Source organism: Photobacterium sp. GB-36, assembly GCF_003026135.1.
Taxonomy (GTDB): Bacteria; Pseudomonadota; Gammaproteobacteria; order Enterobacterales; family Vibrionaceae; genus Photobacterium.
Map to the genome: position 1 here is coordinate 61,926 of NZ_PYNY01000016.1, position 16,878 is coordinate 78,803.

At 38.7% G+C, this 16,878-nt stretch carries 13 protein-coding genes; 5 read left to right on the forward strand and 8 right to left on the reverse strand.

Translation table 11 applies throughout. The features are described 5' to 3' along the window. Positions 1-18: 18 nt before the first annotated feature. Positions 19-870 (reverse strand): SIS domain-containing protein, encoded by an 852-nt coding sequence (locus C9J46_RS14405; protein WP_107291093.1) that lies wholly within the window; start codon positions 868-870, stop codon positions 19-21. Positions 871-1,122: 252 nt separating this feature from the next. Between C9J46_RS14405 and murQ the strand changes: the two genes are divergently transcribed. Together murQ and murP are read left to right on the forward strand one after the other, a co-directional pair. After that, on the forward strand, positions 1,123-2,028 hold the full coding sequence (gene murQ / locus C9J46_RS14410) for an N-acetylmuramic acid 6-phosphate etherase (RefSeq protein WP_107291094.1): 906 nt from the start codon (positions 1,123-1,125) through the stop codon (positions 2,026-2,028). A gap of 31 nt (positions 2,029-2,059) precedes the next feature. Next, positions 2,060-3,514, forward strand: coding sequence for a PTS N-acetylmuramic acid transporter subunit IIBC (gene murP / locus C9J46_RS14415; RefSeq protein WP_107291095.1), 1,455 nt, complete (start codon positions 2,060-2,062; stop codon positions 3,512-3,514). Positions 3,515-3,669: 155 nt separating this feature from the next. Here the strand turns inward: murP and C9J46_RS14420 are convergent, their stop codons facing one another. The 4 genes from C9J46_RS14420 to C9J46_RS14435 form a co-directional block, all read right to left on the reverse strand. Next, positions 3,670-4,083, reverse strand: a complete 414-nt coding sequence (locus tag C9J46_RS14420; protein ID WP_107291096.1) for a hypothetical protein — start codon at positions 4,081-4,083, stop codon at positions 3,670-3,672. Between the two features lie 285 nt (positions 4,084-4,368). Beyond that, the gene (locus C9J46_RS14425; RefSeq protein ID WP_107247179.1) at positions 4,369-5,202 is read right to left on the reverse strand and encodes a C13 family peptidase; all 834 of its coding nucleotides are present in this window, start codon (positions 5,200-5,202) and stop codon (positions 4,369-4,371) included. 292 nt (positions 5,203-5,494) lie between these two features. After that, the gene (gene pflB / locus C9J46_RS14430; protein ID WP_107291097.1) at positions 5,495-7,792 is read right to left on the reverse strand and encodes a formate C-acetyltransferase; all 2,298 of its coding nucleotides are present in this window, start codon (positions 7,790-7,792) and stop codon (positions 5,495-5,497) included. A gap of 383 nt (positions 7,793-8,175) precedes the next feature. After that, complete coding sequence (locus tag C9J46_RS14435) at positions 8,176-9,885, reverse strand: electron transfer flavoprotein-ubiquinone oxidoreductase (protein ID WP_107291098.1); 1,710 nt, start codon at positions 9,883-9,885, stop codon at positions 8,176-8,178. A gap of 131 nt (positions 9,886-10,016) precedes the next feature. On the opposite strand from C9J46_RS14435, the gene C9J46_RS14440 reads away from it, so the two are divergent. From C9J46_RS14440 to C9J46_RS14450, 3 genes are all read left to right on the forward strand, one after another. After that, positions 10,017-10,850 carry an electron transfer flavoprotein subunit beta/FixA family protein gene (locus C9J46_RS14440; RefSeq protein WP_107291099.1) on the forward strand — a complete coding sequence of 278 codons (834 nt, stop codon included), beginning with the start codon at positions 10,017-10,019 and terminating at the stop codon, positions 10,848-10,850. After that, positions 10,850-11,806, forward strand: a complete 957-nt coding sequence (locus tag C9J46_RS14445) for an electron transfer flavoprotein subunit alpha/FixB family protein (RefSeq protein WP_107291100.1) — start codon at positions 10,850-10,852, stop codon at positions 11,804-11,806. The genes C9J46_RS14440 and C9J46_RS14445 overlap by 1 nt, the downstream gene beginning before the upstream one ends. Positions 11,807-12,213: 407 nt before the next feature. Continuing rightward, complete coding sequence (locus tag C9J46_RS14450; RefSeq protein ID WP_107291101.1) at positions 12,214-13,608, forward strand: peptide MFS transporter; 1,395 nt, start codon at positions 12,214-12,216, stop codon at positions 13,606-13,608. 330 nt (positions 13,609-13,938) lie between these two features. Here C9J46_RS14450 and C9J46_RS14455 read toward each other — a convergent pair whose 3' ends face one another. The 3 genes from C9J46_RS14455 to msrQ form a co-directional block, all read right to left on the reverse strand. Continuing rightward, the gene (locus C9J46_RS14455) at positions 13,939-15,267 is read right to left on the reverse strand and encodes an MATE family efflux transporter (protein WP_107291102.1); all 1,329 of its coding nucleotides are present in this window, start codon (positions 15,265-15,267) and stop codon (positions 13,939-13,941) included. Between the two features lie 110 nt (positions 15,268-15,377). Then, positions 15,378-16,004 carry a hypothetical protein gene (locus C9J46_RS14460; protein ID WP_233217769.1) on the reverse strand — a complete coding sequence of 209 codons (627 nt, stop codon included), beginning with the start codon at positions 16,002-16,004 and terminating at the stop codon, positions 15,378-15,380. 206 nt (positions 16,005-16,210) lie between these two features. Continuing rightward, a complete protein-coding gene (gene msrQ, locus C9J46_RS14465; protein WP_107291103.1) occupies positions 16,211-16,876 on the reverse strand; it encodes a protein-methionine-sulfoxide reductase heme-binding subunit MsrQ in 666 nt (221 codons plus the stop codon). Between the last annotated feature and the right edge of the window lie 2 nt (positions 16,877-16,878).

Genomic DNA, 16,878 nt, shown 5'->3' on the forward strand with positions numbered 1-16,878 from the left:
GTATTAGTAATTATTAAGTTAAATTCTATCAATGACTGATGATATATCACTTAAAAGTAGTTTTGCATCATCGCTTTTAAGCTGTAATAAGGCCATGAAGAGTAGATCAGTGATAACATTCTGTGCAGTTCGCGAAGAAATTGAAGAGCTTCGAAATTGTTTTTCATCGGCAATAGTGTCAATCGTATAGTGGGCTAATTGCCGTAAGGGGCTCTTTTTTATATTTGTTAACGCAATGACTGTCGCGCCTTTGTCGTAAGCTGATTGTGCTGCCATTATTATCTCGCGCCGTTTTCCTGAAAATGAAATTGCGATGAGTATGTCGTTTTTCGTTAATGTATTCGCTGTTGCGATTTGCACATGTGTATCTTGTTCAGTGAGTGCAGTAATACCTAATTTTAACAGCTTAAAAGTGAGATCTTTGGCGGTTAATGCTGAACCCCCAATACCTACAATTTGAATACGATGCGCTTGATTTAGCCGCTTTACGATAGTTTCAAATTCTGAAAAGTTGATAGCGTTGGTTGTCGCAATCATAGCGTGTGTTTTCTCTTGTATTAACTTTTGTGCAATCGTTATTGAAGAATCATCGCTATGGATCTTGTTATGAATAGGTCTTTTGGGTTCTAGAATGGCATTTTGTTGAGCAAGATCTTCAATAATGGCAAGTTTTAATGCTGTAAACCCCTTAAAACCAAGCCGTTGAGCAAATTTGATCACACCAGATTGTGAAACACCTACCTTTTTCGCTATATCTTGGCTGACATAGGCACTTAACGAAGCTGGGTCTTCAAGAATAAAGTCTAATATCTTTACTCCATTACTCGACAAGCTACTTCTTTGGTTTTGCATTCGCTCTAAAATACTCATATTTTCCTAATTTTATTGAATTAATTATTCAACGAGACCTAAACATTATTCATTTAACCTGAGTGGAATTAACTATCTGAATAAATAAGTTATTTTTATATTTTTTAGAATGTCTAAAAGAGTTGTGACTCGTATTTATTCTCTAATTTTGGCACAGAATGAATAATTTTAGTTGTGATAACTATCACTTAAATGAATTTTTTATTCTATATGATGCCTCTCAATAAAACCTCCAAGTGAAGAGAGCAGATAATGAAAATTGATCTAACAACCTTAGTGACAGAAAGCCGAAATAAAGATAGTGAAAACATCGATATGCTATCAACGGTTGAGATGTTGAAAGTTATCAATCAAGAAGACAAGAAAGTGGCACTTGCAGTAGAAGCCATTATTCCTGAAATTGCCAAAGTTGTTGATCTTATCGCTAATGCTTTCCAATCTGGTGGACGTTTGATTTATACCGGTGCGGGTACATCAGGTCGATTAGGTATTTTGGATGCCAGTGAATGTCCTCCTACATACGGTTCTAATCCCGATTTGGTGGTTGGCTTAATTGCTGGTGGTCATACAGCGATTTTAAAGGCGGTTGAAAATGCAGAAGATAATGTTGAATTAGGTGCAAGTGACTTACAACAGATTGGTTTTAATGAAAAAGATGTGCTTGTTGGCATTGCCGCAAGCGGACGTACGCCGTATGTCTTAGGTGCAATGAATTACGCAAAAAGTATCGGTGCAACCGTTGCTACCTTAAGTTGCAATGCGAATAGTCCAATGACGCATATCGCAGATATTTCATTAACCCCCATTGTTGGGCCTGAAGTGGTAACGGGCTCTTCAAGAATGAAGGCCGGTACTGCACAGAAATTAGTACTAAATATGTTAACCACAGGGGCAATGATCCGAACTGGGAAAGTCTTTGGAAACTTAATGGTTGATGTTGAAGCAACCAACGCCAAACTTATCCAACGTCAAAAAAATATTGTAGTTGAAGCGACAGGGTGCAGTGAATTACAAGCAGCGGAGGCACTTGCGCAGTGTAATAACCATTGTAAAACCGCAATCCTTATGATTTTACTTGATATTGATGCTGAGTTGGCGACTGCAAAACTCGGTAAGCATCATGGCTTTATTCGTCATGCACTTTTAGACCAAAAATAATAAAACAATCGGTTATATCGAGGATCATAAGATGGCCAAAGTAACTGCTTCAATGATGCAAGAGATACTCACTGCAATAGGCGGTAACGAAAACGTTATTAAATGCGGTAATTGCATGACGCGATTACGTCTTACACTACGAGATGACAGCTTAGCTGATCGTGACTCAATCAAACGTATTGCAGGCGTGATGGGGTTAGTTGAAAGTGACGATCAATTTCAGATTGTGTTAGGACCGGGCAAAGCACAAACTGCAGCTGAAATGATGAATAGTATGCTTGAGAACGAGCAAAGTGAGGAGAAAACTTCTCCAAAAACACATTCCGACCTAAAAGATGTGGCTTCTGCACATAAACAGCAATTAAAGAAAAAACAAACCAGTGCAGCACAACGCTTTCTAAGCAAGTTTGCAACTATATTTACGCCTTTAATCCCCGGTTTCATTGCTGCAGGTTTATTACTCGGTATCGCGACCTTGCTGGAACAACTTTTTGTTATAGGGCAGGCCTCGCCTAATGCGCATTTACTTGATTTAATTGCGTATATGAAAGTTTTCAGTAAAGGTTTATTTAGCTTCTTAAGTATCCTTATTGGCTACAATGCGCAGCAAGCGTTTGGTGGTTCAGGGGTAAACGGTGCGATTTTAGCGTCACTGTTTGTACTTGGTTATAACCCAGATGCAACGTCTGGCATTTTCTCTGGAATGAACGACTTTTTCGGCAATGGTATCGATCCACGAGGCAATATTATTGGGGTTCTGATTGCTGCCATTATTGGTGCAGGCGTTGAGAAAAAAGTCCGCCAATATATTCCAGATAATTTAGATATGATCTTAACTTCTATGATCACCTTGTTGATTATGGGCGCTGTTACCTTTGTGATTATCATGCCAATTGGTGGTGAGCTATTTAAGGGGATGTCATGGTTATTTATCAACTTAAATGGTAATCCATTCGGTAGTGCGATCTTAGCCGGTTTATTCTTAATATCAGTGATGTTTGGTATCCACCAAGGTTTTGTTCCTGTTTACTTTGCTCTAATGGACGCTCAAGGCTTTAACTCACTTTTCCCTATTTTAGCCATGGCGGGAGCAGGGCAAGTGGGTGCAGCACTGGCTTTATATGCAAAAGCGAAAAAAGAATCTTTGTTACGTCTGCAGGTAAAAGGGGCGATCATTCCGGGATTATTAGGTATCGGTGAGCCGCTTATCTATGGTGTGACATTGCCGCGGGTTAAACCTTTTGTTACTGCATGTGTGGGGGGCTCTGCGGGTGGTTTCTTTATTGGGTTAGTATCGTATCTGGGATTACCGATTGGTTTAAATACAGTATTCGGTCCATCTGGTATTGTTGCTTTACCGTTAATGACCTCAAGTTCTGGTATCTTTGCAGGTATGGCCATTTTTACCATTGGTTTGCTGATTGCTTATATCGTAGGTTTTGTCGCAACATGGTTCTTTGGTACGAAAAATGTCGATTTAAGTTAAAATGATAAGGAAGGCTTCTTAGTATAAAAGATGAAGTAAATAAAAAACGGTGCAAAGTGCACCGTTTTCAGGGTAAGTTGAGTTTTTAAAAGTGATATATTTATGGTTTAACTTACCGCTCAGAAAAATTAAATTTTTTATATAATAAAGAATCATTAGCTAGATAATGAATTACAAACTTCTTTTGTTACAGTGTCAGTTGTAAAGCCACCAGATCCTGAAAACCAATAACGTATACCAAGTCCATTGTTTATCTCATAGCCGTATTTTTCACATAAGTAAGGAAAGGAGTCTTTTTCTACATCTGATTTATATATTGTCCATTGCCAGTGTGGGTTTCGTAACATGTATGCAATAGTCATTAGTGATTTTTCACTATCAAAATATACTTTAGCTGTAGCGCCTCTCATACCCTCAATTTCAGTATCATTAACACTTTTTGCTATTTCATTCTTAATTTGCGGAGGTAGATTTCCTTGATATTCAGATTCTGGAAGAGATATACTTAATGTTTGACATCCTGTCAATGTAATCATCAAAAAAATAGAGCTAAGAATTATTTTAGACATGATACTTCCTGTTTGACTTACTAATTAAGAGTAAAATAGTAGTATTTAACATTAAGCAGTATCAAGTAAAAATTTACTTTTATGTATGGGAAATATTCTGAATGTGATAAGTGTAATAATTTGTTAAATTAACGATATAAAATTTTTGGAGCTTTAAGACTTATTATTACGATCTGAAAAGTTAATTATAAAAAAGTTTACCAACACTTGTGCAATAAAGCGCAGCAAAAGGCTCCGCTTTGTCGTTTGTTACTCCAGAGAACGATATAGTTTGAAATAATAATATTATTGAGATATTTCTTTTAACTTATCGATAATGGGTTTTGACGTAATCATCATTGGCTGTGAATTCTCGAATCCCATTTTATTTTCTTTAACTGTGATTCTGGCTTTTGCCGCGATGAAGGCCATTATAAATGAAGCATTTTGTGCAAGCTGTTCTTTAAAGAAAGCTTCACCAAAATAGGTAAATTCAGAGGTGTTGGTACAACCAAATGATGGTTGGCTTGGATTGCTCGCGGTAATAACTAAAGTATGTAAATCTGCAATTTCATTAGCGAATTGTCCTGAGAAACACGATGAAACCACGACAACTTTCCACTTTATTTTTGACTCAACGAGGGACTTTTTAAGATCTTTAGGTGTTATTAACTCTTTGTGATGCGGCCAAAATTTAGAGTGTAAGCCTTTTTCAAAAGAACCATGTCCTGTCAGAAAAAGAAAAACAATATCTTCATTTTTGTCGATAGTGTTACCAATATTTTTTAATACATTATCAAGATTCGATAGTGTAGCCATCGGAGCTTCATTGATAGTTGATGAGTGATTAATCAATGTGACTGAGCGTCCTTTGGTATCAAATTTGTTATCAAATAACTGTTGTGCATATTTAACTTCTTTACTAAATACGTTCTGACTAGAGTCTGCCGCAAAACCTACAAAATATAAGTCTGTTTTATTTGGGCGTTGTGGTAACAATTTTGAAGTTTGCTGTTCAACTAAAGATGGTTGAGCTAGCAGAAGTTCCTTCGACGCACAGCCTGAAAGAATTGCGAAAGAAAGTGCGATAAGTATTAATTTAGGAACAGAAGTAATGGGCTGAATGGTTGCATTTAACATGTTCTTTATTGATCTTTTTAGTCATTGATAGTTCTTTATACAAAACTGAAGACTTAAATTAGAGCAATAAATACAGTTTATCGAGTGGCTTCACAACCTCATTTGTAATTTATTTATTTACATTGTAAGTATAAAAACTTTGTTAATTAAGGAGCTGAAAGAGTAGGTTTTACGATTATATTTTCTGTAAATAATGAATAAAAAAAGCCGCCATAGTTAGGTAGGGAACTATGGCGACAAAATGGTAATACCTAGGTAGTTAGTCGGATATTACCAATGTAGTAGCTATTTATTAAATCTTATTAGTAAAGGTACGGCTAATTACATCTTGTTGTTGTTCACGAGTCAGTGAGTTGAAACGCACTGCGTAACCAGAAACACGAATTGTTAGCTGTGGGTATTTCTCTGGATGCTCAACAGCATCTAATAACATGTCACGGTTTAATACGTTCACGTTTAGGTGTTGACCACCTTCAATGCCATCTGTTGCGCCTGCTGCTTCGTGGTGGAAGTAACCATCCATTAGTGCTGCAAGGTTTTGTTTCTGTGTTTCTTCATCTTTACCTAATGCATTTGGCACGATAGAGAAGGTGTATGAGATACCGTCTTTCGCGTAAGCAAATGGGAGTTTAGATACAGATGTTAGTGATGCAACCGCACCGTTTTCATCACGACCGTGCATTGGGTTTGCACCAGGGCCGAAAGGCATACCAGCACGACGACCACAAGGTGTATTACCTGTCTTCTTACCGTACACAACGTTTGATGTGATGGTTAAGATTGACTGTGTTGGAATTGCTTCACGGTACATGTGCATCTTCTGAATTTTCTTCATGAAGCGCTCAACAAGGTCGCAAGCGATATCATCAACACGTGGATCGTTGTTACCGAATTTAGGGTAGTCCCCTTCGATGTTAAAATCGATTGCTACGCCATCTTCGTCACGTACTGGTGTTACTTTCGCAAATTTAATTGCTGATAATGAATCAGCAACAACAGAAAGACCTGCAATACCACATGCCATAGTACGGCGTACATCGCGATCCATTAATGCCATTAGTGATGCTTCGTAGCTGTAACGGTCGTGAGAGTAGTGGATGATGTTCAGTGCTGTCACGTATTGTGTTGCTAACCAATCTAACATTGAATCAAAGCGTGGCATTAGTGAATCAAAGTCTAATACTTCATCTTCAATTTTTGCTACTTGTGGGCCAACTTGGGCTTTAGATTTTTCATCAATACCGCCGTTAATAGTGTATAGCAGACCTTTTGCAAGGTTAGCGCGTGCACCAAAGAACTGCATGTGTTTACCAACGACTTGTGGGCTTACACAACATGCGATTGCGTAGTCATCGTTGTTGAAATCAGGACGCATTAGATCATCGTTTTCGTATTGAACAGATGATGTTTCAATTGATACTTTCGCTGCGTACTTTTTAAAGGCAATAGGGAGTTGCTCAGACCAAAGAATAGTCATGTTTGGCTCTGGTGCAGGACCCATTGTGTGTAGTGTGTGTAGGTAACGGAATGTGCTCTTTGTTACTAAAGTACGACCGTCAACACCCATACCAGCCATTGCTTCTGTTGCCCAGATTGGGTCGCCAGAGAACAGTGAATCGTACTCAGGTGTACGTAAGAAACGAACCATACGTAGCTTCATGATGAAGTGGTCGATCATCTCTTGCGCTTCTTGCTCGTTGATCAAGCCGTTTTGAATATCACGCTCGATAAATACATCAAGGAATGTTGATGTACGACCTAGTGACATTGCTGCGCCGTTTTGAGATTTAACCGCTGCTAGGTAGCCAAAGTAAGTGAACTGAATCGCTTCTTGTGCTGTGCGAGCAGGAGCAGACATATCGATGCCGTATTTCAAGCCCATTTGACGGATGTCTTCTAGTGCTTGAACTTGATCTGCTAACTCTTCACGTAGGCGAAGTGTTTTTTCTAGATCATGGCCTTGCTCTAGGAATGCTTGAGTGGACTTGTATTGTTCTTGTTTGTCAGCTTTTAGAAAATCAATACCGTATAGCGCTAGGCGACGGTAGTCACCAATGATACGACCACGACCGTAAGCATCTGGAAGGCCTGTGATGATGCCAGATTTACGACATGCTAGGATTTCTTTAGTGTATAGATCGAAACATGCTTTGTTGTGTGTTTTACGGTAGTCAGTGAAGATCTTCTCTACACTTTCATCCAGTTTGCGACCGTATACTTCACATGAGTTTTTCACCATGCGAATACCACCGTTAGCGATGATTGAACGCTTAAGTGGTTTATCAGTTTGTAGACCTACGATTTTTTCTAGATCTTTGTTGATGTAGCCTGCATCGTGAGAAGTAATTGTTGATGGTAAATCAGTATCGAAATCAACCGGCGCGTGAGTGCGGCTTTCTTCTTTAATACCTTCTAGAACGGTATTCCATAGTGATGTTGTTGTTTCTGTAACATCGGCTAGGAAAGACTCATCCCCTTCATAAGGCGTGTAGTTAGTCTGGATGAAGTCACGAGTGTTAACTTCTTGCTGCCAGTTACCTGCGCTAAAACCTTTCCACGCTTCTAACATTTCTGTAGTAGGGATTGTCATAATGTTTACCTCAATAGGTGATATATGCGAATGCGTTATGATGAAACTGACTCACCATAAACTTAAAATCTGATGTGTGTTGAGCACGATCGGCTGATTTAATTCACTGCTTTGGAAGCCTATTTTTTATTATTCAACAGTCGTCATTTCGCTGTCTTAACTGCTTCTTGGCTTGAGATAAATACTATGATTTATAAGGGTATGAGTAAAATGAATGGTTTTCATTTTTCAAATGCATTTAATGCATACATATGAATAATAAATGATGTATAAATAGATATATGTATTAATAAACAATGTGTTATACGTTTTTTTGTATCAATATGATGTTAGAAGCGTTTTGTTGTGTTTACGAACTTTAATTCAAAAAAAGTTTAGACTTATTACATTTTTCTATAATTAGGCCCTGATCCGCTTTCTGGTGGCGTCCAAGAAATGTTCTGAGAAGGATCTTTTATATCGCAGGCTTTGCATTGCAAACAGTTACTTGCATTGATTTGAAATTTCACTTGGTTATTTTCTTCAATAACTTCATAAACACCTGCAGGGCAGTAACGTTGGCTAGGTTCATCAAACGCTTTTAGATGTTGGCTTATTGGTATTTGAGCATCTTGTAATTGAAGGTGACAAGGTTGATCGTCAGGATGGCTAATAGAAGCAAGATAGAGTGAAGAGGTTTTATCAAAGCTTAATTGGTTATCAGGTTTGGGGTAACTTATCTTGTTTGTTTTTGATATAGGCAGTAGGCAAGTATGATCTGGCACATTGTTATTAAGCTGCCATTTTGCACGACCACTAAATAGACTTTGCTCTAAATAGGTTGCAATAGCGCCACTCAGTTGACCGAATTTATGGATATTTGCAGTGGTATTTCTCGCTTGATGAAGTTCATCATACAGCCAGCTACTTTCAAAAAGAGCGTTATAGCAAGGCTCGGTATGGGAATGATCACGAATTAACTCACTGTATACCGCGCTTGCCGCTAACATGCCGGATTTCATCGCGGTGTGGCAACCTTTTAATTTGTTCATATTCAGGGTGCCAGCATCACAGCCTATTAATACGCCGCCTTGGAATGACTGTTTGGGTAGGGAGGCTAAACCACCTTTGGTTATAGCTCTTGCACCGTATTCAATTCGTTTTCCGTTTTGAAGAACTTGCGCAAATAGAGGGTGATGCTTTAGCCGTTGAAATTCATCAAACGGGCTAAGGTAAGGGTTACGGTAGTTTAAGTCGGTAATAAGCCCTACTGCGATATGGTTATCACCAAGGTGGTACATAAAAGCGCCACCCGTTGAACTTGATTCGCTTAGTGGCCACCCCAAACTATGCATCACTCTTCCTTGTTGATGCTGTTGTTTGGGAACCTGCCAAATTTCTTTTATCCCTAATGCGTAATGTTGCGGTTGTTTGTGCCTATCGAGCTTAAGTTGTTTGATTAGCGCTTTTCCTAAATGCCCTCTACTACCTTCGGCAAAAATAGTGTAACGCGCATTAATCAGCATACTGGGTTGATAGTTTTCTTTTTTGTTACCTTGTTTGTCTAATCCCATTGCTTTGGTTGTAATCCCCTTTACGGTGCTCATGTAAATGGGTAAATCGGCATTATCGCTTGTTACGCTGTCACTCCTTTGGTGTTCAAACTGTATTTTGTCAGCGCAAAAGCCAGGGTAGATTTCGACACCCAATAGCTCGGCTTGTTTTGCTAGCCAACGGCATAACTCACTTAAGCTAACAATATAATGGTCGTGATTTTCAAACACTTTTGGACGTAATAAAGGTGGGATTGAAAATACTGATTGTGAGTTGGTTAACCAATAAAACTCATCATGTTTTACTTTGGTGCGGACTGGGCAATCAGTATCTTGCCAGTTTGGTAATAATTCGTTGAGTGCGTGGGGATCAAATAAGGCGCCAGATAAAATATGTCCGCCGATTTCGGCACTTTTTTCTATTACAGCAATAGAGAATGGTCGCTGATGCTCTTTGGCTAATTGCGCAAGTTGGATAGCACTAGCAAGCCCGGCAGGTCCTGCGCCGACGATTAAAACATCAAAAGAGATACTGTCTTGAGCACTTTCTTCCTCTGCCATAGATGACTCCTTTATTGCTTCATTTAACTATAGTCCAGTTGACGTAAACGTAAATTCAACTAGGCTCAAAGAAACAAAGGCATTCCAGTATTAGCCGTTAAATCAACGACTTCTTATTAGAGGTATGTGATATGGCAGAATCTACAATCCGTATATTAGTGGCGATTAAGCGCGTGATTGATCCTTATGTAGCGATCCGTGTTAAGGATGATAATAGTGGTATTGACGATCATAATGTGAAGAAAGCCATTAATCCTTTTTGTGCAATCGCACTTGAACAAGCCGTACAGTTTAAAGAACAAGGGATAGCGTCAGAGGTCGTTGTTGTTTGTATTGGGGATGATAGTTGCAATGAATCATTAAGGACGGCACTCGCGCTAGGGGCCGATAGCGCTATTCATATCAATACTAATCAAACTGAAAGTGACGATGTAACAAATATCACCCCGCTAAAAATAGCAATGCTGTTATCTGTATTAACTATACAGAACAAGAGTGATGTGGTGTTAATGGGGAAACAGTCTATTGATGGAGATAACAATCAAACACCTCAAATGCTGGCGGGAATATTAGACTGCCCACAAGCGACTTATGCTTCAGAGATTAACTATGACAACCCTTCGATATTAGATGAGCTTATTGTGACTCGTGAAGTCGATGGTGGTCTTGAAACTTTGGCGGTTAAAGTTCCTTGTGTGATTAGCTGCGATTTACGACTTAATACACCCAGATTTGCATCACTTCCAAATATTATGAAAGCGAAAGCTAAACCATTAACGACTATTTCGTTGCAAGACTTTATTGAAAAAAATAGCGTGCAGTACCCATCGCTGGAAAATCTGATAAAGACAACGTCTCAAACAATACTTCACTATAACGCGCCAAAACCACGGACAGCTGGGGTTATGGTCGACAATGTTGATGCACTTATTGATAAGTTAAGTCATGAAGTAAAGGTGATCTAATGAAGACAGCAAACATTTTGATTATCGCAGAGCATGATCATCAGAATATTTCGTTAGCTACACGTAAAGTTGTTACTGCGGCAGCTTCATTACAGTGTTTTAGCAAGGGGTTAAGTATCCATATTGTCGTGGTTGGTTTTCAATGTGAATGTGTTGCACAGCAGGCAGCAGAGTTAGCCGATATTGATAAAGTGTTATTGGTGGATGATGTTTGTTATCAGCATGGTTTGGCAGAAAACGTCTCTAAGGTCATTAAGGATATTGCATCAAACTATAGTCATATTTTTATGAGCAGTAGCACATCAGGTAAAGATCTATTGCCGCGAGTATCTGCGATGTTGTGTATAGAGCAATTATCCGATGTGATGGCATTTACTGGTTTAGATGCAGTCGTTCGTCCTATTTATGCCGGTAACGTAACGGTTGAGGTTAAGTCTTGTGAGGCTGTTATGGTGGCAACAATTCGCAGTGCTAGTTTCGAGCCTTGTGGGTTATCGGAGCAACCCGCCGAGCAAGAATTGCTAAAGATAAGTCATTCATTAACCCGTACCCGATTTGTCAGTATGCAAACGAGTAACCATGAGCGACCAGATCTTACTACAGCACGTGTTGTGGTCGCAGGTGGGCGAGGTGTTGCAAGTAAAGATGGATTTTTATTGATTGAGCAATTAGCAGATACCTTAGACGGTGCGGTTGGTGCTTCTCGCGCAGCCGTGGATGCTGGATTCGTACCTAACGATTACCAAGTAGGGCAAACCGGGAAAATTATTGCTCCAGAACTTTATATTGCTGTTGGGATCTCGGGTGCAGTTCAACATATTGCTGGGATAAAAGATGCAAAAGTGATTGTGGCTATTAATAATGATCCTGATGCAAGTATATTTTCTTATGCCGATTACGGTTTAGTGGGAGATTTATTCGATTTAGTCCCTGAGCTTTCATCTAAATGTAAATAGGGTGTGTTGAGAATAATTTTTCACATTTTATCTTAAAAGGGATGAGTATGTTTCTTAAGCAATACAAGTTATAGAAACTGATCCTTGTTTAAAAAGCACTCTAAATGATGGCATTTTTGTTATATTTGTAAGTTAAATGAAATATTTATAGGTATTCACTAATTATCACTTCCTTTTTGGTTTAAAATACTAGTAATTTATGGTTGAGTGGTTCATTAATCTACTGTTAAAGTTAAATATTATTTTTCATTATCGTTGTTGTATTTTTATTCTATTTTAAAATCATAGGCTTATTAAAAAACAAATCTTATAGCAATTTAGTGCTAATTTGATATGTGAATAGTTATTCCTTATAAGTAATGCCAGTATTCATTTACTGAATGAAAAACGAATTAAAAGGAATAATTATGAGAAGAGACTCTAGCACATTACTAGGACACCCTAAGGGGCTGTTCTTATTGTTTGGTACTGAACTATGGGAGCGATTTTGCTTTTATGGCATGCGCGCCATTCTTGTCCTTTATTTAACTTCAAAAACAATGGACGGTGGTTTTGGCTGGACAGCAAAAGATGCGCTAAGTCTTTACGCGACTTATACCGGACTTGTCTATCTTACTCCTCTCATCGGTGGTTGGATTGCCGATAACTTTTTAGGACAACGCCGTTGCGTCATGATAGGTGGTGTGGCAATGGCTGCTGCACAATTTGTTCTTGCATTACCTAACTCGGTTGTTGGGGATTCTGCATTGCATGTTTTTTATGCTGGCCTAACGTTGATGATCATCGGTAATGGTTTATTTAAAGCCAATATCTCAACTATGGTTGGTGATCTTTATGATGAAGGTGATAACCGTCGTGATGGTGCATTTACCATTTTCTATATGGGTATCAATTTAGGTTCGCTACTTGCTGGTATTATTGCAGGTACAGCTGTAACAATCTGGGGTTATAAAGCAGGCTTTGCAACTGCTGGTATCGGTATCTGTATTGGTTTAACGCTTCAAATGTTATTTGCACGTCGTTATTTGGGCGATATTGGTATTGAGGCTGCGGCTAAACGTGATGCAGCTAAAAACAAGTCAGGTAAAAAAGAGCCATTAACAAAAGTTGAACGTGATCGCTTAAAAGTTATTATGGTCATGGGTCTGTTCGTTATTGTCTTTTGGGCTGGCTTTGAACAAGCCGGTGGATTGATGAACATTTACACCCAACAGTATACAGATCGTATTATTGGCAGCTTTACTGTACCAACAGAGTGGTTCCAATCACTTAACCCGTTCTTCATTATTACGTTAGCGCCTGTTATTGCTTCATTATGGGTAAAAATGGGCTCGAAGGAGCCAAGCTCACCAATTAAATTTGCAGCAGCATTGTTCTTCCTAGCAATTGGCTTCCTATTCATGGTGGGAGCAGCGTTAGAACAAGGTGGTGATTTAACTGTTAAAACATCAATGCTATGGCTTGTAGGTGCGTATTTCTTCCATACATTGGGTGAACTATGTCTATCACCAATCGGTTTATCGATGGTAACGAAACTTGCACCATTACGCTTATGTTCACTACTAATGGGTGTGTGGTTCTCGTTTAACGCATTAGCGAACTATGCGGCGGGTATTATTGGTTCACATATTGGCGATGCTGGTGCGCTATCTATCTTTGGTGGTATCGCAATTGCTGCAACGCTATCAGGTCTTATTCTTATCGTGTTCTCAGGAAAGTTAGTTGACTGGATGCACGGTGCAGAAGGTCAACCAACAACGGCAATGAAAGAAGCGGAAGCTAAACTTGCAGAAGCAAATTAAAATTTAAACGATTCATCTCTTCGTTTAGCCCATAGTTAGGAATAGCTATGGGCTTTTTTGTTATATAAGGTAATCTTGTTTAACTGCATGCGCTGAAGTAACTGCGAATGCTGAAAAATAAGTGCTAATGGAGTAATAATTTTTTCATGTTTCATTCTATTGTAGATAAATATAAATCCTACTAAAACAGTTGGTTAACTGTTTTCTTGGAAGTCTTTATAATTATCCCTCAAGGAATACACTAATAATTCATTGTTCTTATGTTAATTGGATAGTGTTTTAAATAGACCGGTAGCAATGTTTAACAATCACTACCGATCTTTGTCGACATTAAAGGCTTTTGAGTTTATATATCATCCATGATGTCAGAAGTAAGCTACAAAAAGGTAATGCGACCCATACACCGTCAACGCCAAAAATATGCGCGAACGTAAAGATAAAAATAGAGATCAAAATTAACTTTCCACCAGTTAATATCGACGCTTCTTTTGCCATGTTAATTGATTGGAAATAGGTCGCACCAATAAGTAATAATCCTTCGAAAGGTAATCCCCAGAAATAAAGGTGCATACCGTTTATAGCAACAGGTTGAAGCAGTTGATTATCACCTGCGAATAAATACACGACATAATCGGGTAAACTATAGAGGATTGTGACGCCAATAAGCGCGACAGCAAGAGTAACAGCAAAAGCAAGGTTTCGTGCTTTGATCACACGATCTTTTAAACCTGCACCTGTATTAAAACTGGTGATCGGTTGTGTGCCTAATGCAATGCCTTCGAAAATTAAATAGAAGAAAGCCTCTGTATAACTCACGATGCTGTAGGCAGCAACATGAATCGGTTTACCGACCATCAAGAAAGCTTTGTTGTGTAAAATTAGTACGACAGATAGGTACATGTACATGAGTAAACTTGATGTTCCGAGTTGTAAAATTTGTAAGCAGGTATCAAGTTTAAGTTTTAGGCTGTCCCAATGAATTCGTAGTGCTGATTTGTTGCTAAAGAAATGCTGTAAACACAAGATGCTGGTGGCGGCTTGAGATAGCATTGTGGCAATAGCTGCGCCTGTTAATCCCCAAGGGATCACCACAATAAATAGCCAGTCTAAGAAAATATTCAGTAGACCACCGAAAATCATGATGTAAGTCACGCGTTTGGGTTGTCCATCATTACGTAATAGTGATGAAAATGCCATTGAGATGATGGCAAAGAAACCCATACTGAAGTACCAGAAGAGGTAATCTTCTGCCATTGATAGGATCTCTCCCTTTGCGCCAACCCATTGCAGTATGTCTGTGCCAAATGTGATCCCTAATCCACAAATAATCATTGCTGCTATTAGGCATAAGCTGAATGCGTTACCAACAATATTTCTCGCTTCCTCTGTTTTATCTTCCCCCAGCTTTATCGAAACTAATGCCGATGCACCCATACCAATAAGAGCACCTATGGCGTAAAGAATGGAGCCAATCGGATAGCCAAGTATAATTGCTGCAAGTCCGTCTTCACCAATAAAGTGGCCAACAAACATGCCATCGACAGCAACATAAATGCCGGTGATCAACATGGAAGCGATAGTGGGGAGCGTATAACGCCAAAATAAACGAAAAATAGAATCGTCACGTAATGATAAAGGTTGAGACGATGAGACAGACATAAGAACATTCCGTGTATGGTGATAGGAGATATCACACTAAAACCGTTTAAGTTAAATTACACTTATTCGGTTAGACTAAAAATTTGGCGCATTTTAATCGGAATGGGGAGTTAGTCAATCTTATAAATTGCAGTTAAGAATAGATAACGTAAAACAGGGGATTGATTATCATGACGTACAAAAGGATGTTTAAGAGACATGCTGCCATTTGTTAAATGAAAGCGTTGTTTTACCGACTCAGCAAAACTGCTCTCACTGGGTTGAAGCTTGATTCCTGTTGCAGCATATTCAAGATGATTATCAGGTAATTCACCAAGCCACCAAGCGGGAATTTCCTTACTCGCTTTACTGCGATCGAACCAATGATCAGCAATCACCATAAGGTAATGTTCACCATGAGTAGAAAAGTTACGTTGTACTTGCTCAATGGTACTAAGTAATGCATCTCTACGGGCTTTATTGGCACTAATGAAGTGATGAGCAATCACCCAGATATATGACTGTTCGTGCTGTAAGCAATAGATAGCTTGCGATGCATGTTGGCTTTGATCTGTGTGGGTAATTTTGACAGGTGTGTTTTGTTGGGCACAATTAGCTGCAATACGGCGGCAAAGTGTTTTCGCTAAATGATCTTCTTGCATGCCTCGGCTATGAATCGTTGGGTAGTGTTGCTCACATAGCAACATGCAATCGTGAGCAAATTCCTCAAGGCTCGTTGCTAAAATATCACTGAACAAAATGAATGACCTTCATGAAATAACATACACAACAACTAAAGATGCAAGGAGTTTATCGTAGCATAAAATTTTGCAATGTCATGTAATTCATGAGGTTTTAATAATAAATGACAAGTTGATAAAAAAAGACCTGTACCAATTGGGATTTAGGTACAGGTTACTAGACAGTGAAAAGCATTCACTAAAATTAATAGGTGTTGTGTGGATTAATTTGATGTCGTCGTTTTCTGATCTCTGTTGATACCAAGGTTAGTCAATCCACGTTTAAATTTGTCTCTGCGACTTAATAAAAGCAAGCTTGCAATAACGATATAGATGGCTGGTTCAATAATACCAGATTTGACAGACCATAAATAATGAATTGGACTCAATAATAAAGCAAGGTATACCCAGTTATGAAGTTTTTGCCAGCTTGCTCCTAATATACGTTGTAACTTCTGAGTAGAAGTCAAAGTCAATAATAATAAAATTAGCCAGCTAATTGCGCCAATAGCTAAATACGGACGTTGAGTGATTTCCTCACCGACTAAAGCCCAATCAAAACCTAGGTCAAGCGAGACATAAACACTCAAGTGTAGCAATGCCCAAAAAAAGCTATATAAGCCCAATACTCTCCGTGTTTTTACCAAAGCCCCTTGTTTTAAATACATGGCAATTGGACTAATAAGCATTGTAATAAATAATGTATTCAATGCCGCTTTTCCTGTGAAGTGCTCAATGTCCTTAACTGGATCAGCACCAAAACCACCATTGAATGTTTGGAGAACTAATACAGTAAGAAAGAATAAGCTAACGGCATGAATTATTACTTTCAGCCAAGTAATATGTTGAGGGGTTAGCTTTAAAAAACGCTTCTTTCTTTGAGATTTCATTA

What these genes read in the sequence shown, in the direction of transcription:
- C9J46_RS14405 (WP_107291093.1), bottom strand. Translation starts at nt 870, where the DNA reads ATGAGTATTTTAGAGCGAATGCAAAACCAAAGAAGTAGCTTGTCGAGT.
- murQ (WP_107291094.1), top strand. Translation starts at nt 1,123, where the DNA reads ATGAAAATTGATCTAACAACCTTAGTGACAGAAAGCCGAAATAAAGAT.
- murP (WP_107291095.1), top strand. Translation starts at nt 2,060, where the DNA reads ATGGCCAAAGTAACTGCTTCAATGATGCAAGAGATACTCACTGCAATA.
- C9J46_RS14420 (WP_107291096.1), bottom strand. Translation starts at nt 4,083, where the DNA reads ATGTCTAAAATAATTCTTAGCTCTATTTTTTTGATGATTACATTGACA.
- C9J46_RS14425 (WP_107247179.1), bottom strand. Translation starts at nt 5,202, where the DNA reads ATGTTAAATGCAACCATTCAGCCCATTACTTCTGTTCCTAAATTAATA.
- pflB (WP_107291097.1), bottom strand. Translation starts at nt 7,792, where the DNA reads ATGACAATCCCTACTACAGAAATGTTAGAAGCGTGGAAAGGTTTTAGC.
- C9J46_RS14435 (WP_107291098.1), bottom strand. Translation starts at nt 9,885, where the DNA reads ATGGCAGAGGAAGAAAGTGCTCAAGACAGTATCTCTTTTGATGTTTTA.
- C9J46_RS14440 (WP_107291099.1), top strand. Translation starts at nt 10,017, where the DNA reads ATGGCAGAATCTACAATCCGTATATTAGTGGCGATTAAGCGCGTGATT.
- C9J46_RS14445 (WP_107291100.1), top strand. Translation starts at nt 10,850, where the DNA reads ATGAAGACAGCAAACATTTTGATTATCGCAGAGCATGATCATCAGAAT.
- C9J46_RS14450 (WP_107291101.1), top strand. Translation starts at nt 12,214, where the DNA reads ATGAGAAGAGACTCTAGCACATTACTAGGACACCCTAAGGGGCTGTTC.
- C9J46_RS14455 (WP_107291102.1), bottom strand. Translation starts at nt 15,267, where the DNA reads ATGTCTGTCTCATCGTCTCAACCTTTATCATTACGTGACGATTCTATT.
- msrQ (WP_107291103.1), bottom strand. Translation starts at nt 16,876, where the DNA reads ATGAAATCTCAAAGAAAGAAGCGTTTTTTAAAGCTAACCCCTCAACAT.